The sequence below is a fragment of the Rickettsia endosymbiont of Villa modesta genome, assembly GCF_964026485.1.
GTDB classification, from domain to species: Bacteria; Pseudomonadota; Alphaproteobacteria; order Rickettsiales; family Rickettsiaceae; genus Rickettsia; species Rickettsia asembonensis.
Genome location: NZ_OZ032157.1, coordinates 994,744 through 1,009,454, shown reverse-complemented (window position 1 = coordinate 1,009,454; position 14,711 = coordinate 994,744). Strand labels below are relative to the sequence as shown.

The window sequence follows — 14,711 nt, the reverse complement described above, 5'->3', positions numbered from 1 at the left end:
TATAAGTCCATTTTTAATATAAATCTAGAATTCTTATTTGACCTTTACATTTTAATCAAATTAAGGCATAATATTTGGTGCTAATATAGCTATAGTAATAAACGTAATTTAGAATAGAGGTTGCGGACTCGGGGGCAGTACCCGACGCCTCCACCAAAACTTTCTAAATAACTTGCTTCTAAAGGTAATTTGTACGTCGATCCGGTACTCGAATCCTCACGTACCAAGTGTACGCTGCGGTTCTGCGTTCCGTGTCTTCTTCAAATTCCTCTTTATTAGCGGCGTCATTTAGAAAAGTTTAAATATATAATCAAAGAGTAGACAATACGAAGATCAACTTCAAAAAGAGCAAGGAGTTCACAAGGCGAGGAGTGAAGCGTATACTTAATACATGAGCACCGCAGCTCTTGTAGAACGACGTAGCCAATTTTTGAAGTTCATCGAGTATTTTATGGGGGCGAAATAGGATCGACGTACCTAATAAAAAGATTGCTTTTACTCGGGATGATTCCGCCGATGGCTTTTGCCATATGGGTCAAAACAAAGAAACGCAAACGATAATAATCGTAACGTAGGTGCAGCTTTAGCAGCTTAATCCTACGCGGCTGGGGGTTTGCCGGGCAACAGAAAAACCCCACATAACTCATATACCTATTTTTATTTTTTTTCGTATGAATATTGAATATAAAAAATTTGTGAATGAATATATGCTAGAATTTGTGAAAAAAATTCTAACTAAGATTCAGCATGAAAATTTATATTGGGATCAGTTAATATACATATCGTACAGAACCGATAACCCTGCGGTAATTTTACCTTCAAAAGTTAAACAGGCATATCCAAAACAGATAACAATAGTACTTCAATATCAGTTTGAAAATTTAATAGTAAATGATACCGGTTTTTCCTTAACGGTAAGTTTTGACGGTGTTAAAGAAATAATTTACGTACCTTTTGATGCACTTATTAGCTTTGTTGATTCCAATAATAATTACAGCCTAACTTTTAATCAGTCGTTAAATATACAAGAAAAGCACCAACATGAAGAGGAAATCAGTAGTAATAAAAGTTATAAAACTTCATTATCTCCAAATCCAAATGTTATAATGTTAGATAAGTTTCGTAACTCTTCTAAACCTAAACCTAGTTAATGCCCATATATGGATTCAAAAGTAGTTATATATACTGATGGTGCATGTGCAGGTAATCCCGGTCCCGGAGGATGGGGAGCTTTGCTTCAATTTAATGATACTAGCAAAGAAATATTTGGGTATGAGTTGGATACGACTAATAATCGTATGGAAATTACGGCAGCACTTGAAGCATTAAGGATTTTAAAAAAATCTTGTAATGTTAAGATTTATACCGATAGTAAATATTTGCAACAGGGAATTACCGCTTGGATTCATAATTGGATAAAAAATAATTGGTGTAAAAGCAACAATGAACCCGTTAAAAATGCCGATTTATGGCAAAAATTATACGCAGAATTGAGTAAACATACTATTATTTGGAAATGGGTAAAAGGTCATGCAAATAATAGCGGTAATATTGCTGCCGATAAACTTGCAGTGCAAGGAAGAGAAACTGCTATAGAAATTTTAAAATGTCGTGGATAGATAAGTTTTTTATTACTTTTTTTCACAAAAAAGTAGGAGAAGATGAATTTTTGAATCAATATTATGAAAGCCGTAATATTGATTATTTAAGGCGTCCAAGGAGGTTTGTTATTTATAAGAATGTAAATGAACCTACAAAAATTCCGCCGAGTTGGCACGCTTGGTTACATCATTTAGTAAATGAGATACCGAAAAATATTCAGCTTTTCCCGTGGCAAAAGAATAATAAAATAGTTAAAAAGCCGCCTAAAACATCAAATCTTAAATATAGTAGATGGCAACCGTAATTAATTAATAAAATATAAAAAAACAATGAAACAGAACATTATTGAAACAATTATCGGCTTTGTAGTATTAATTATTGCTTTGCTATTTTTGATTTTTGCCTACAAAACAGGTAGTTCTATAACTAGCTCAAAAGGTTATCAGTTAACTGCTAATTTTCAGAGTGCAGAGGGTATAGCAGTTGGAAGCGACGTAATGATCTCAGGTATAAAAATAGGTAGTGTAAAGAAAATTACTTTAGATCCGAATAGCTTTTATGCAAGTGTATATCTAAATATTAATGATGATGTTAAAATGCCTAAAGATTCTAAAGCCCAAGTAGTCACCAGCGGGTTACTTGGAGGTAAATATATTTCAATTGTACCTGGTAATGATGATGAAAATTTAGCGGCTAATGAAGAGATAAGATATACCCAATCAGCAATTAATATTGAATCATTAATTAATAAAATTGTTTCTTCATTCGGTAGTAAGTAGTATAGTACCGGACATTCTTTAAAAAGATCTTGATGTCATCCTAGCTAAAAGTAGGGTTTTGTTGCATGGATCGAAAAACCTACTCGCTGTCATTCTTAGCTAAAAGCGGGAATCCATCATAAGGCGAGATAAATCGAGCTTTTAATTTCAAAAATTTGCTGTATTTATACTTTTTTTTGGATTCCCGCTTTCGCAGGAATGACACCTAGCAGTTTTCTTGAGCCATGCAACAACACTGGTCAAACGAACTAGGTGACAATGAACAGTCACGATTCGTTTATAGCTTCATTAAGCTGACTCTTAAATTAGTTATTCTTCTTTCTTAAATTTTTGGGAAATCTACATTATCTTAGTCAAATGTATGAAAGTGTTTAAGCTTTCTTCGTCGTCTTTAGTCATTATATAAGGTACTTTAACATATATAAGCATTTGATGTGTTTTGTCCGATATTTTATTTTTCTCTAAAAACACATATAATTTATGAGTATTGTTATATTCATCTTGTATACTAAACGCTTTGTTTGCTACAACTGATTTATCAGATTTTGATATAAAATTATCAATAAAATAGTTTAAAGAATCTTCAAATAATTCGCTTAATTACTGATCATTTTGAAGTTCTTCATATGATAACGATCTTGCAGTTTTCAACTTAAAATATGATTTAATCATTTCAAGAGCAGAATATCTATCGCAGTTATTATTAAGAATTTTATATAACATTTTTTTATCAAAATATGCAGGTATCATTTTTAAATCCTTATTAATAATTTGCTGTTTGTAATAAGATAATTGACGCATAAAAATGATAATTGTAGCTGTAAGACCTGCAACTATAAGATAGAGTATAAATTTAGTGATTGAAAAAGCATATTTTTAATATATTTAATTATACTACCAACAATAGCATAGTATTTTTGGATTTTCAATCTAAAAATGAACCATTACTATATATACTTCTTCAACATGAAGAGTTGTTAAAATGATTAGGCACAATGGTTTGAAAATTGTCATTTACCAATGAAGAAATTTTATTTTTATATTTTTCAATATTTTCAAAAAATATTCGTATAGAATCAGTAAATGTCTCAAAATTCGCATAAAATTTATTGTTACTTACAACAGAATGCATAAATTTCCACAGTCGTTCAATTGGATTCAAATTAGGACTATATGCTGGCAAAAATAGTAACTCTATTTTACTGTATTGTAGATATTCTTTTACCTTTTTTGACCTATGATATCCAGCATTATCGCATATCAAATAAATCTTACTTTTATCTTGATTATTTGCTTCTAATTTCTTTAAAAATTCAATAATATAATCACCATTAACCTTAGGATTGTCAGTTGTTACTACCTCTAAATCCTTAAGATTAATAGCACCAATAATATGTTTACGCTTCCAACCACTGAAACTTGGTAATGTTTTAACTACATTCTTTCTAATCCAACCAAATCTTGCTCGAGTTTGGTATTGAGGATGAACACTATCCATAAAATAAATAGACTCATCTTTAGCTAAATTATTTTTTAGCAAACTATATTGCAGCTTAAATTCCTCTTGCTTAGCTAAATCTATTTTTCCAGGAATTAACTTAGGTTTCTTATAACTAAAACCAAGTCTGTGTAACAGCTTGATTACCCCAGCTAATGTATAGATTACTCCATATTGACGTTCTATGAACAAACCTATATCTCTAGCATACACATAATTATTATTTTCTAGATGAACTATTAACTCTGCTTCCTCCTGTCTAGTAAGTTTACTATCACTACCGCCATTTCCAGGCTTAAGCTTCTGAGCATTATGATAATCTATTAAATGTTTTCTTATCCCTCCCCATCACTCAGTAATAACACTTTCGATATCTCATCAATACTATAGCTATCATCATACATGAAAACAGCTTTGATTCTATCACAAATCCTCTTATCCCTTTCGCTTCTATGGTAAAGCTTTAATTCTTCTTTTTCTACTGATGTTAATTTTCTATAAATCCATTCTTACTTAATAACACTTGCTGACTTCTTTGACAATTTTTCATTTACTAGAGGTATATCGGATACATAATCGTCGGTGGTTGTTGTCTTCCGGTGGTATGGATTCAAATCTAACTACGAAATATAGCACTTGAAGCATTAAAACAGCGAACTCCCCTACCGGAAAAATATTATAAATTATTTAAATTATGGTTCTACCTAGGCTGGCCAGCATTTATCAGTTTGATTATTATTTTTTTCTTAATGGTATTTAAACCGTTATAATACTAATTTAGAATAAATATTCGGTGTCATCCCGCGACTTGACCTATAGTACCGAACAATTTTCAAAAAGCTCTCGATGTCATCCCTGCGAAAGCAGGGATCTATGCTAAAAAAATCTTGATTTCAAAGATTTTTTTATTAGATAATTTTTTTCAAATAAAGCTTTTTAAAGCTTTATTTGACTGGATTCCCGCTTTCGCGGGAATGACATAAAGTAAAAATTGTCCGGTACTATAGGCTTGACCACGGGATCCAGTTAAAAATACTAAAATTATTGGTACTTTAAGCTGTTTTTTGGATACCGTGGTCAAGCCACGGTATGACACCGAATGCGTTTTTCGATACACGCAGGCAAGCCCGTAAGAATTACATAGAGAGAAAACAATATCTACGCCGGTATATCTTCAATAATCGGTTGTTTTTTGTTTGATTTTGTAGAAATGAGAGAGGTCATTATCGGTTCTACTAAGCCGTTAACTACCTCTTTTGTAATAGTAACACGCTGTTTTTTTAGCTCAGCAACTTTATACATACTATCAAGCAAAAGATGCTCAAGTATTGAACGCAGCCCTCTTGCTCCAGTCTTTTTAGCTAAAGCTTTTTCAGCAATAGCTTCTAGTGCAGAATTCTCAATTACAAGCTCAGCATCATCAAGCTCAAATTGTTTCTGATATTGCTTTACTATAGCATTCTTAGGCTTAGTTAGAATTGTAATTAAAGCATCTTTGTCTAACTCGTCTAAAGTTGTAACGATAGGTAACCTACCGATAAACTCCGGAATTAAGCCGAATTTAGTTAAATCTTCAATTTCTAGAGATTTAAGAATCTCACTATTATTTTTCTCTTTATCTATATTTACGTTAGCCGCAAAACCTATAGAACTATGATTAGTTCTTGCGGTTATAATGCTATCAATCCCCATAAAAGCACCACCGCAAATAAATAAGATATTTGAAGTATCTAACTGTACGAAATCTTGTTGAGGGTGTTTCCGACCGCCTTGAGGAGGCACGGAAGCAACAGTTCCTTCCATAATTTTAAGTAGTGCCTGTTGTACGCCTTCTCCCGATACATCTCTAGTAATGGAAGGGTTTTCCGATTTACGGGCAATTTTATCAACCTCGTCAATATAAATTATACCTTTTTGTGCTTTTGCTATATTAAACTCAGCTGCTATCAATAAACGTAGTAATATATTCTCAACATCTTCACCGACATAACCGGCTTCCGTTAAAGAAGTAGCATCTGCCATAGTAAAAGGTACATCTAGAATTTTAGCAAGCGTTTGAGCAAGTAAAGTTTTTCCTGAACCGGTAGGACCGATCAATAAAATATTCGACTTATTAAGCTCAACGTCATTATTGCCGGATTGTACATATTCAAGTCTCTTATAATGGTTATAAACCGCTACTGCTAAAATCTTTTTAGCTTGGTCTTGCCCAACTACATAATCGTTTAGAATTGCACATATTTTTTGCGGCGTTGGAATTGAAGAAGTAATTTGCTTTAACGCAACTTTACTTTCTTCTTTCATAATATCCGTACATAAATCTATACATTCATCACAAATAAATACCGCAGGACCTGCTATTAGTTTTTTTACTTCATGTTGTTTTTTACTACAAAACGAACAAATCAATTCTTTTTTATCAGCTTCTACTACCATTAACTTTCTTTTTTATGTTTATACTCATTGTCATCCCACGGCTTGACCTATAGTACCGGACAGTTTTTTCTATGTCATTCCCGCCTACGCGGGAATGACATAGAAAAAACTGTCTGGTACTATGAGCTTGACCACGGGATCTTGTGATACAGATTACGTCCTGAGATCCCGTGGCGGGTCCACGGGATGACAGTACAATTCATATAACCCTACCATACATATAATAATCTTTATGCTCATTTGCAACTATTTCGTATTTTTTAAGGATTCCCTCCCTAGCGAAACCACATCTCTCAAGAAGATTAATTGAACGAAAATTATCAGTAATTACTGTTGCCTGTACTCTTATAATACCAATATAATCAGCAAATTTTAATATATTTTTTATAGATTTTAACATTATACCTTGACCCCAAAAACTAGGATCTAGATCATAGCTTATTTCTGCTCTATGATGCTCTAGATTTATTATATTAAACCCTGCTGTACCTATCAATTTATTATCGTCTTTAAGGGCAATTCCCCAATAAAAGCTTCTATGATCTTTATATAAACTAGACCAATAACGTATTTCTTCTCTAGCTTCTTCTAAGTCTTTAGGTCTATTACTATCAGTTATATAAATAGCCATTTCCGACTTACTCATATAATTAACATAATCTTGTACATCCCTTTTCGCTAATTCCCTTAGTACTATATTTTCTAAATCAAGTACAGGAAAAGGAGCATATAAATATCCTCTATCTATCATAATACTTCAAGTCATTATACTGCTTGTATTTCAAGAATTGAATTTTATTGAATTTTATTTTGATAGGCGAGTGAGCGGAGCGTACACATAGTACGTGAGCATCACGAGTCCTTGATAAAATGAAAGAGCAATTCTTGAAATACAAGCAGTATTTATCATACATATTTAATTGGGTCTTGTATATTATTCTTTTTAAAAGCATCAAGCCTTATCGTACAAGCAAGGCAATTACCGCAAGATGAATCATCTTCAGTAGGTTCATAACATGATATAGTATTTTTGTAATCTACACCAAGTTCGAGACCGGTTCTAATTATTTGCTCTTTAGTCATATCAATTAAAGGCGTATGAATAGTAATTTTTTTACCTTGTATTCCCATATTGGTTGCTAAATTTGCCATTTTTTCAAAAGATTTAATATATTCAGGACGACAATCAGGATAATTTGCCGAATCGCTTGTATGCACACCTATAAAAATGTCTTTTGCTCCTATTACTTCTGCATACCCTAGTGCATAACTTAAAAATATCGTATTACGAGCAGGCACGTAAGTAACCGGCACATCTTCAGGTAGTTCGTTTACATCGTGATAATGCGGAACATCTATATTATCATCAGTTAAAGCAGAACCACCAAAAGCTCGTAAATCTATACCAACAATCTTATGCTGCTTGACGTTATATTCTTTTATAAGCTCCTTAACTTTCCGAAGCTCTGCATTATTACGTTGTCCGTAATTAAAACTCATAGCATGAATTTCATACCCCATTTCTCTTGCTATTGCAAGAACCGTAGCAGAGTCTGCCCCACCGCTAACTAGAATAACTGCTTTTTTCATTGTTTACCGATAAAGTTAATTTTTGAGATACTAGAGCATTTAAACTAATTTTTGCTCTAAGTGCTTCAAGTACTAAAGCTCGATGCACACGTTTATCTACTCTAACATTAAACTGCCCGCTATACTCTTTCCTAAAGGGTGCTAAAGGAATAGATTGATTATGACTTATGTAACTTTCTTTCATTAAAGTCCAAGCTTGTTGTAATTCTTGTAGTGCTTTTTCAGGCGAATTGCCAAAAGCCGATACGTTCGGTAGCTCTTCAAATCTTGCTAGCCAATCTCCATCCGTATCTTTAAAAAGCTCTATAGTAAACCCGTCAAATGCGTCATTTGTTTTCATCTTGTATATTCAGTTTGTCTATATATAAATTATATTGTAATTAAATAAAATTATGAACTAAAAAATTATTCAAGAATTAAAAAACGTAGGGTAAGAATCTTACTTGTAAATTTCTTACTTTTAGTATACTATAATTCTAATGATAAAATTATTTTATAATTATGAAAATATCTACTAAGGGACAAATTACCATACCTATTCATATCAGAAGTAAATTAGGAATGCTGCCTAATACTGAAATTTCTTTCGTTTTACATAAAGATGGAGTTTTTATTAAAAAAGAAAAAAATTCCAATCAAAGAGGTATAAAATTAATACAACAATTATCAGGTAAGAGTACATCAAATATGTCTACCGATGAAATAATGAAATTAACTAGATCATGATTTTAGTCGATAGCAATATAATACTAGATATTATAACTTTTGATAATAATTGGTATGAGTGGTCTTCAGATCAAATAAAATTACTTTCGCAATTTCATGAACTTATAATTAATGATATTATTTATACTGAAATATCAATTGGGTTCAAAAGAATAGAAGAGTTAGAAGCTACAATAACTGAAAATTTTTTTAAACTTACCCCCATGTCTACAGAAGCATTGTTTTTAGCAGGCAAAGCCTTTCAAAAATATAAATTGAACGGTGGTATTAAAAATTCAATATTACCGGATTTTTTTATTGGTGCTCATGCAAGTATATTAAAGATAGACTTATTAACACGAGATATAAGTCGATATAAAACGTATTTTCCAAAAATAAATCTTATTACTCCTAAATATTCTTGACTGAATCCTTCAGATAATCTAAATTCAACGTTGTTAATTTATGGCGGGTGTAGCTCAGTTGGTTAGAGCATCAGGTTGTGGTTCTGAGGGTCACGGGTTCGAAACCCGTCACTCGCCCCATATTTTGGGATTGTTGCCGTCATTGCGAGGAGCGAAGCGACGCGACAATCTAGTATAAACACCCTGAGATTGCCACGCTCCTTGCAGTCGTGGCGTTGGTGCATGGTTCGGTTTTTGTCATTCCTGCGAAAGCAGGAATCCAAAAAAAACATACATACAGCAAATTTTTGAAATTAAAAGCTCGCTTTATGATGGATTCCTGCTTTTGCAGGAATGACATCGAACACTTTTCTCGAGCCATACAACAGCACCTAATAGTCGCATAGCTCATGACATTTTTTCTTATGGATATCAAACTTTCATATAGACTGATTAAGTATCTAAAGTTCTATAAAAAAGACTTGATCATCGTTATGACTTCTTTACTTAGCGTATCAGCTTCATTATTACTAATCGGTAGTATTTTTAGAAATTTAGTTGATAACGGCTTAAGCCAAGACCATATTTTATCGGTTGATAAATCTATATTATATATTTGTTTATTAATTATCATCTTAAGTATTGCTAGTTTTTTCCGTTCATATTTTATCAATAATGTTGCTGAAAAGGCAGTTAATCAAATAAGAAAAGAAGCTTATAGTAATTTAATTAATTATGAAATTGAAGAGTTTGAAGAACTAAAAATCGGCGATATAATTTCACGCCTAACAAATGATATAGATCAAATATCTACTCTCATAGTTAATTTCTTATCTTTTTTTATTCGCAATTCAGTGATGCTAATCGGCGGCATTACCTTAATGTTTTTTGAGAGTTTTAAGCTCGCTTCTATAGTAATTATTACCATTCCTATCTTATTAATTCCTTTAATTAAATTTGGCAAACATGTTAAGGCTTTATCTAAAAAAGCTCTAGAATCTAAATCACTTTTAGCGTCGGATATTGATGAAACTTTTAATAATATTAGAGCTATCTATGCTTTTAACAATCAAACAAATAAAATTACCGATTTTGATACTAAACTACAAAGCTATTTAATATACTGCAAAACCCGTTTAAAAATTCGTGCTTTATTCTTTGCGATTTCAATAGCAATTATATTTCTTGCAATTACTTTAGTCGTTTGGATTGGAGCTTCAGATATAGTTAAAGGAAATTTATCTGCCGGGCAAATTATCTCGTTTATTTATTATGCTATTATTGCCGGCTTTAGTAGCGGCGGTATTTTTGAACTATTAAGTGAAATACATCTACCACTCGCCGCACTAGAGCGAATAATGACAATTATAGATAAGACTCCTATAACACATAATAGTTATTTAGAATTAAATAATTCCGATCCAATCTCGATAGAATTTAAAAATGTCGATTTTACCTATCATTCAAGACCTAATTTAAGGATTATTAATAATATGTCTTTGAAGATAAATGCCGACAAATTTATCGGTATTGTAGGCAGATCAGGCGGAGGCAAAAGTACCTTGATGCAGTTACTGCTGCGTTTTTACCGGCAAGAAAGCGGCACTATCCTTATTAACAATCAAGATATAACTCTTTCACATCCTGCTGAAATTCGTAAATTAATTGCCTATGTTCCCCAAGAAGCTAACATTTTTTCCGGCACTATAAGGTCCAATATTATATTCGGTAATACGCAAGCAAGCGACGACGAAATAAATGAGATAATAAAAATTACGGGAATAGAAGAATTTGCTGCTAAACTTCATGACGGTATCAATGCTAAAACCGGTGAGAGAGGAGTTAGGTTATCAGGAGGACAAAAACAAAGGATAGCTATTGCTAGAGCATTACTACGTAAACCACAAATCTTACTTCTTGACGAAGCAATGAGTGCTTTAGATACGATGAGCGAGCAGAAATTACTAGAATCTATAAAAGAAATAATGAAAGGGAAAATTATTATATCAATTGCCCACCGGATTAGTAGTATAGAATCAGCTGATTATATTCTAGTGATAGATAAAGGAGGAGTAGTCGCTGAAGGATCACATAATGATTTATCTAAAAACTCAGAAATCTATCGTAATATTTGCAGAGAACAACTAACAATATAAAATATATAGGTATACGAAGATCAATTTCAAAAAGAGTAATCGGTCCCCAAGACGAGGAACGAAAGCCGTTACTTAATACGTGAGTACCTTCGTCCTTGTAGGACGATGTAGCCAATTTTTGAAATTCATCGAGTAGATAATTGATATATTTGTTACAATAAAAGTTCTATAGTATAAAAAAATTTAAATGTTTAATATAATTTAGCTTGAAAGCTGCTGTGGCTTTGTTATAATCGTAATTACAAAACAAAAAAGGTTTACAAAATGAAAAATTTATTAAAGATTTTATTAATTCTAGCTTTCGCAAGCCCAGTATTTGCTTCATCAATGCAAACGCCTGACCCAGCTTCAGTTACAACAACCCAAATACAAGCTATGAGTACTGACGATCAACAAGCTTGGGTTGCTAGTTTAACAGCAGATCAGTATAATATGTTAAGTCCTGATGTCCAAAAGTGGGTAATGGAGAATACTACCGATGCTCAAAAACAAGCTTTAGGAATTAATCAGTAATATTTTAATTGATTTTTAAAATTGATAGGGGACCGTTAACAAAATAATTCTAATTGATAATTAAAAAGAATTTTGTTAATAGTCCCATATGTTAGGAATAATTATTCTTAACATATATCACTAAAAGTTTCTACTTTCACTTCCTTTCAGTCTTCCTGTTATCGTGTCATGTATACTTCTTTAACTTGAAAAGTTGGAAAATGAATATTTAGATGAGCGAATAATCAATGTTCTTATGGATAATTAATATCTAATACTACCAATTCTTCAGGTAAAAGAAGTATACTCATTGATAAATAAAAATTGCTAGACGAGTATAAATATTCATTTATTCTTTCTTTAGTAAAATAATACACTAATTATTGTAAGCTATAAGAATATAGAAAGCTAATTTGTTGTGTGGCTTTGCTGTAATTCCTGCATCCTTATTTATGTAATGCCTGCAAAAATATTGTTGCGTGGATCGGTAAATACTCTTTATGTCATTCCCGTGAAAGCGGGAATCCAGTAAAACCGACAAAAAACTTGTTTTTTTAGGTTTATTTTGTCAATAATAAGACTATTTTTTTTGATTCCTGCTTTCGCAGGAATGACATCGATATCCACGCAACAATGCTACTCGGGAATGACATAAAACAAGCCATGCAATAACACAAGCCTATTACTGGGATGACATCGAGCAGGCTTTTGTATTCAACAATACTTTGCTAAAACAACCTAAAACTAACAATTACTTATGAAATTACTTATTACCGTAATAATCATGGAAATACTCGCTGGAGCGGAAATAGATTTATTCGTTCCAAGCTTCCCTGAAATACAAGATACATTCAACCTTTCAACTTTTATGACGGAACTACTACTCGGTGTAAATCTAACCGCTTATTGTATTACTTCGCTTATAGTCGGTAATTTAGGAGATAGGTACGGACACAGACCGATTATTATACTCGGTTTACTGATTTTTAATCTTGGTAGTTTATTTTGTGTATTTGCAAATAATTATGAAGCTATATTATTTGGAAGATTTTTGCAAGGATGCGGGATATCATCGGTTGCAGTGCTAGTATATGTTGTTCTTGCCGATATTTATTCAGTACAAGAGCAGCAAAGATTAATGGGCATTTTAAACGGCACTATTGCCCTTTCTATGGCAATAGCACCGGTTATAGGTAGCTACGTCAATTTATTTTGGGGCTGGCGTGGTAATTTTGTTTTATTGCTTATAGTAGGTTTGATTAGTCTAATTCTTGGTATATTATTTATTCCGAAAAGAAAAGTTAATAAAAAAATACGTATTTCCTTAAAAGAATATATACCTATCTTCAAATCGCCAAAAGCTATATATTATATACTTACAATGATATTTCTTGTACAAGGATATTGGATATTTATTGGGATTGCTCCTATTTTATATATGCAAGATTTAGGTGTAACTTTAGAATATTTCGGACTTTATCAAGGAGCAATGGCGGCTCTATTCTCAATTATGAGCTTTTCAAGCGGTTATTGTTTTAAAAAATTTGGTATTAGAAATTGCTTCTATTTTGGAGTTATATTTATAATACTATTCCTACTAGGAAATAGTATATTAGTTATATATAATATTAATAATCCTTTAACTATAACAATAGTTACTTTATTATTATCTCTTGGCGTGATATATCCGATTAACATATTATGGCCGCTGCTTTTAGAAGCTATTCCGGACGGCAAAGCTCGAATGACGGCTATGTTTACTGCGGCTAGATTGATTTTAACAGCATTTGGGCTGCAATTAGTAGGATTTTTATATAACGGTACTTTTACCCCTCTTGGCATTACTATATCCATTGTTACGCTATTTGGGTTAATAACATTACCTAAATTATTTAAGTACGATAAAGTCTTTGAACGCGAATTTAGGATAAGGAAGAAGAGAAGCATGGAATAAGAATAAAGTATTTACAAGTTAAGAGTGTTGGGTTACTGAAGTTTTTCAACAAAAAAACAAGAACCCAACAATGAAAAAATGTATCACAACTTTATTTTATATACTAGACAATTTTTGTGAAATATATGAAGAATGGGAGAAGCAAAAATTAATACCGACAGATAGACAACGCCGGAGAGAAGGGAATTTAAGCCTTTCAGAGCTTTTAACTATCGTATTATATTTTTATATATCGCCGTGCAAAGATTTTAAGAATTATTATTTATATCACTTATCATATAAATATAGAGGTTATTTTAAATTACCAAGTTATAGTCGAATAATACAATTATGGTCAAGATTAATTCTACCGCTTGGTTATAATGTTGCAACTATTTAGAGGAGAGGAAACAGGAATTTATTGCATAGATTCAACTAAATTATCGATATGTCATACAAAACGTACAAATAGCAATAAAGTATTTAGTGGTATACTTCTTTTACCTGAAGAATTGGTAGTATTAGATATTAATTATCCATAAGAACATTGATTATTCGCTCATCTGAATATTCATTTTCCAACTTTTCAAGTTAAAGAAGTATATAGCTAAAATAGGGATGAGTAGTTATGGATGGTTTATGGGGTTTAAGTTGCATATAGTAATTAACAATAAGGGAGCGATTATGGCGATCAAAATTACCAAAGCAAATAATAGTGATTTATCGGTAGCAGACGATATAACTGATGGATTACAAGGTAAACTCTTTGGTGATAAGGGATATATTTCTAAGGAATTATTTACTAAATTATTAGGTCGTGGATTACGCTTATTTACAGGAATTAGAAAAGATATGAAGAATCATTTATTGGAAATGGAAGATAAAATACAGCTTAGAAAAAGGTCGTTGGTTGAGTCAGTATTTAATGTCCTAAAAAATAATATGAATCTTGAACACTCAAGGCATCGATCACCTACTAATTTTTTAGTTCATATTCTAGCTTGTGTTAATGCTTTTAATATTACTAAAACTAATATTTTAAACTCTTTTTTCGATAATCTTAAACTCTTCTTATCCTAAACTGGCGTTTTGAGATTTCTGATAGAGTGTAGAGGC

At 31.9% G+C, this 14,711-nt stretch carries 16 protein-coding genes, 1 tRNA gene, 1 other RNA gene and 2 pseudogenes; 13 read left to right on the top strand and 7 right to left on the bottom strand.

Features of this window, described 5'->3' with window-relative positions; genetic code table 11:
• The first annotated feature begins 39 nt into the window (after window positions 1-39).
• From ssrA to mlaD, 5 genes are all read left to right on the top strand, one after another.
• Window positions 40-639: a transfer-messenger RNA gene (gene ssrA / locus AC5584_RS05820) on the top strand.
• 32 nt (window positions 640-671) lie between these two features.
• On the top strand, window positions 672-1,151 hold the full coding sequence (locus AC5584_RS05815) for a ClpXP protease specificity-enhancing factor SspB (protein WP_499216152.1): 480 nt from the start codon (window positions 672-674) through the stop codon (window positions 1,149-1,151).
• A gap of 9 nt (window positions 1,152-1,160) precedes the next feature.
• Window positions 1,161-1,619, top strand: a complete 459-nt coding sequence (rnhA, locus tag AC5584_RS05810; RefSeq protein ID WP_499216151.1) for a ribonuclease HI — start codon at window positions 1,161-1,163, stop codon at window positions 1,617-1,619.
• Window positions 1,607-1,906, top strand: a complete 300-nt coding sequence (locus AC5584_RS05805; RefSeq protein ID WP_499216150.1) for an NADH-ubiquinone oxidoreductase subunit NDUFA12 family protein — start codon at window positions 1,607-1,609, stop codon at window positions 1,904-1,906. Before rnhA ends, AC5584_RS05805 begins: the two co-directional genes overlap by 13 nt.
• Before the next feature lie 25 nt (window positions 1,907-1,931).
• Window positions 1,932-2,381, top strand: coding sequence for an outer membrane lipid asymmetry maintenance protein MlaD (mlaD, locus tag AC5584_RS05800; protein WP_499216149.1), 450 nt, complete (start codon window positions 1,932-1,934; stop codon window positions 2,379-2,381).
• A 339-nt stretch (window positions 2,382-2,720) separates the two neighbouring features.
• On the opposite strand, the pseudogene AC5584_RS05795 reads toward mlaD, so the two are convergent.
• Together AC5584_RS05795 and AC5584_RS05790 are read right to left on the bottom strand one after the other, a co-directional pair.
• A pseudogene (locus tag AC5584_RS05795) lies at window positions 2,721-3,253 on the bottom strand (hypothetical protein).
• Window positions 3,254-3,342: 89 nt separating this feature from the next.
• A complete protein-coding gene (locus tag AC5584_RS05790) occupies window positions 3,343-4,203 on the bottom strand; it encodes an IS630 family transposase (RefSeq protein ID WP_499216908.1) in 861 nt (286 codons plus the stop codon).
• A 305-nt stretch (window positions 4,204-4,508) separates the two neighbouring features.
• Here AC5584_RS05790 and AC5584_RS05785 point away from each other — a divergent pair, with 305 nt between their 5' ends.
• Window positions 4,509-4,649, top strand: a complete 141-nt coding sequence (locus tag AC5584_RS05785) for a DUF2269 family protein (protein ID WP_499217008.1) — start codon at window positions 4,509-4,511, stop codon at window positions 4,647-4,649.
• Between the two features lie 152 nt (window positions 4,650-4,801).
• Here AC5584_RS05785 and AC5584_RS05780 read toward each other — a convergent pair whose 3' ends face one another.
• From AC5584_RS05780 to AC5584_RS05760, 5 genes are all read right to left on the bottom strand, one after another.
• Entirely contained in the window at window positions 4,802-4,975 is a 174-nt protein-coding gene (locus AC5584_RS05780; RefSeq protein ID WP_499216148.1) for a hypothetical protein, read from the bottom strand.
• Window positions 4,976-5,037: 62 nt separating this feature from the next.
• Window positions 5,038-6,315: an ATP-dependent Clp protease ATP-binding subunit ClpX gene (gene clpX / locus AC5584_RS05775; protein WP_499216147.1), complete on the bottom strand. Its 1,278-nt coding sequence runs from the start codon at window positions 6,313-6,315 to the stop codon at window positions 5,038-5,040.
• A 199-nt stretch (window positions 6,316-6,514) separates the two neighbouring features.
• Window positions 6,515-7,066 carry a GNAT family N-acetyltransferase gene (locus AC5584_RS05770; protein WP_499216146.1) on the bottom strand — a complete coding sequence of 184 codons (552 nt, stop codon included), beginning with the start codon at window positions 7,064-7,066 and terminating at the stop codon, window positions 6,515-6,517.
• 155 nt (window positions 7,067-7,221) lie between these two features.
• Window positions 7,222-7,905, bottom strand: a complete 684-nt coding sequence (queC, locus tag AC5584_RS05765; protein WP_499216145.1) for a 7-cyano-7-deazaguanine synthase QueC — start codon at window positions 7,903-7,905, stop codon at window positions 7,222-7,224.
• The gene (locus AC5584_RS05760) at window positions 7,880-8,245 is read right to left on the bottom strand and encodes a toxin-antitoxin system HicB family antitoxin (RefSeq protein WP_499162254.1); all 366 of its coding nucleotides are present in this window, start codon (window positions 8,243-8,245) and stop codon (window positions 7,880-7,882) included. The genes queC and AC5584_RS05760 overlap by 26 nt, the downstream gene beginning before the upstream one ends.
• Before the next feature lie 161 nt (window positions 8,246-8,406).
• On the opposite strand from AC5584_RS05760, the gene AC5584_RS05755 reads away from it, so the two are divergent.
• From AC5584_RS05755 to AC5584_RS05725, 7 genes and pseudogenes are all read left to right on the top strand, one after another.
• Window positions 8,407-8,631 carry an AbrB/MazE/SpoVT family DNA-binding domain-containing protein gene (locus AC5584_RS05755; RefSeq protein WP_499216144.1) on the top strand — a complete coding sequence of 75 codons (225 nt, stop codon included), beginning with the start codon at window positions 8,407-8,409 and terminating at the stop codon, window positions 8,629-8,631.
• On the top strand, window positions 8,628-9,035 hold the full coding sequence (locus AC5584_RS05750) for a type II toxin-antitoxin system VapC family toxin (RefSeq protein ID WP_410526962.1): 408 nt from the start codon (window positions 8,628-8,630) through the stop codon (window positions 9,033-9,035). Before AC5584_RS05755 ends, AC5584_RS05750 begins: the two co-directional genes overlap by 4 nt.
• Before the next feature lie 43 nt (window positions 9,036-9,078).
• Window positions 9,079-9,155 (top strand) — tRNA-His (locus AC5584_RS05745).
• Between the two features lie 284 nt (window positions 9,156-9,439).
• Window positions 9,440-11,170 (top strand): ABC transporter ATP-binding protein, encoded by a 1,731-nt coding sequence (locus AC5584_RS05740; protein WP_499217007.1) that lies wholly within the window; start codon window positions 9,440-9,442, stop codon window positions 11,168-11,170.
• Between the two features lie 264 nt (window positions 11,171-11,434).
• On the top strand, window positions 11,435-11,683 hold the full coding sequence (locus AC5584_RS05735) for a DUF2673 domain-containing protein (protein ID WP_499216143.1): 249 nt from the start codon (window positions 11,435-11,437) through the stop codon (window positions 11,681-11,683).
• Window positions 11,684-12,419: 736 nt separating this feature from the next.
• Window positions 12,420-13,616, top strand: coding sequence for a multidrug effflux MFS transporter (locus AC5584_RS05730; protein ID WP_499216142.1), 1,197 nt, complete (start codon window positions 12,420-12,422; stop codon window positions 13,614-13,616).
• Between the two features lie 70 nt (window positions 13,617-13,686).
• Window positions 13,687-14,675 (top strand): annotated as a pseudogene (locus AC5584_RS05725) (IS982 family transposase).
• The last annotated feature ends 36 nt before the right edge of the window (window positions 14,676-14,711 follow it).